Genomic DNA, 1,623 nt, shown 5'->3' with positions numbered 1-1,623 from the left:
TCGCTGGGCGATGAGCTGATGCGGCGGTTCAACGGTGCGACGCTGGAGGCACTGCTGACGCGGATGAACCTGCCCGAGGATGTGCCGATCGAGGCCAAGATGGTCACCCGCGCCATCAAGAGCGCCCAGACCCAGGTCGAGCAGCAGAACTTCGAGGTGCGCAAGAACGTCCTCAAGTACGACGAGGTGATGAATCAGCAGCGCAAGGTCATCTATGCCGAGCGCCGCCGGATTCTGGAGGGGGAGAACCTCCAGCAGCAGGCCCACGACATGTTGGTCGACGTCGTCACCGCCTACGTCGACGGCGCCACCGCGGAGGGCTACTCCGAGGACTGGGATCTGGACCAGCTGTGGGGCGCGCTCAAGACGCTGTACCCGGTGGCAGTCGATCATCACGACCTGATCGACTCCGACGCGGTGGGCGAGGCCGGTGAGCTGACCCGCGAGGAGTTGCTCGACCTGTTGGTCACCGACGCCGAACGGGCCTATGCCCAGCGTGAGAAGGAGATCGAGGAGATCGGCGGCGAGGGCGCGATGCGTCAGCTCGAACGCACCGTGCTGCTCAACGTCATCGACCGCAAATGGCGTGAACATCTCTACGAGATGGACTATCTGCGCGAGGGCATCGGCCTGCGCGCGATGGCCCAGCGTGACCCGGTGGTCGAGTACCAGCGCGAAGGTTACGACATGTTCAAGGGCATGCTCGACGCGCTCAAGGAAGAGTCGGTCGGTTTGCTGTTCAACATCGGCGTCGAAGCCGTGCCGCGGAGCCCGGCGGCCCGGGTGGCGCCGGTCGCCGCACCGTCGGGGCTGACGGAGTTCGCCGAGGCTGCCGCGGCCAAGGCCCAGGGGGCCGTCGCCACCAAGGAGCGCCCGGCGCCGACGGGGTTGCGCGCCAAGGGGATCGAAGACGACACCCCGCCGCTGACCTACACCGGCCCATCCGAGGACGGGTCGCCCGAGGTGCAGCGCAGTGGCGGCGGTCCACGGCACGCCGCACCGTCGGGTGGTACCCGCCGCGAGCGTCGGGAGGCCGCGCGTCGCCAGGCCAAGGCCGGCAAGCAGGCTAAGCCCCGCTCGAGGTAGCCGCGCCACGTTCGGCAGGTGCCCGGCGTCAGCCCACCTGCAGCGCTACCAGCCGCCAGCGCTCCGAGCCGGCCACCTGTTCCACCCGGCCGGCGATGGCCCGCAGCCGGACACCGCGACTGTAGGTGGCGAACACTTCGGCGGCCTTGGTCCCTGCGGCGTCCGGCGCCGCACTGCGCAGCCGGACCCGGCGCAGCGTGGCCGACGCGGCGTGGCGCGACCGCGTCAACGCCGCGACCGAGTCGTACAGCGCCGGATCGATCAACGGCTGCAGCTGCGCCAGCGGGCGTCTGCGGTCGATCACCTCCAGAACCCGGCGCAGGACCGCCTCGGCGAACACCGCAGCCGCGGTGGGTGCGGGCGTTTCAACTGCCCGCGGCGTGGAGCGCAGCGCGCGCGGAGTGTGCCGATGCAGGGCGGCCGACCTGGGCGTCGGACACATCGGCGTCGGACACATCGGCGTCGGACCGGGCACCGGGGCCGGCTCGTAGTCGATCACCGGCGACGTGAACGACGGGCGATCGGCAGGGCGGCGAG

General features: G+C 70.4%; 1 protein-coding gene and 1 pseudogene. One reads left to right on the top strand and one right to left on the bottom strand.

What is annotated here, in order from left to right:
- Window positions 1-1,086 (top strand): annotated as a pseudogene (locus ACN269_RS34155) (preprotein translocase subunit SecA); the annotation flags it as partial.
- A gap of 28 nt (window positions 1,087-1,114) precedes the next feature.
- Here ACN269_RS34155 and ACN269_RS34150 read toward each other — a convergent pair.
- A partial coding sequence (locus tag ACN269_RS34150) for an Rv3235 family protein (RefSeq protein WP_421477390.1) occupies window positions 1,115-1,623 on the bottom strand: 509 nt, incomplete at its 5' end.

Origin of the sequence: Micromonospora sp. WMMD736 (genome assembly GCF_049179015.1) — a bacterium.
Taxonomy (GTDB): domain Bacteria; phylum Actinomycetota; class Actinomycetes; order Mycobacteriales; family Micromonosporaceae; genus Micromonospora.
The sequence above is the reverse complement of the archived record's forward strand: the minus strand, read 5'-3'. Positions and strand labels throughout refer to the sequence as shown.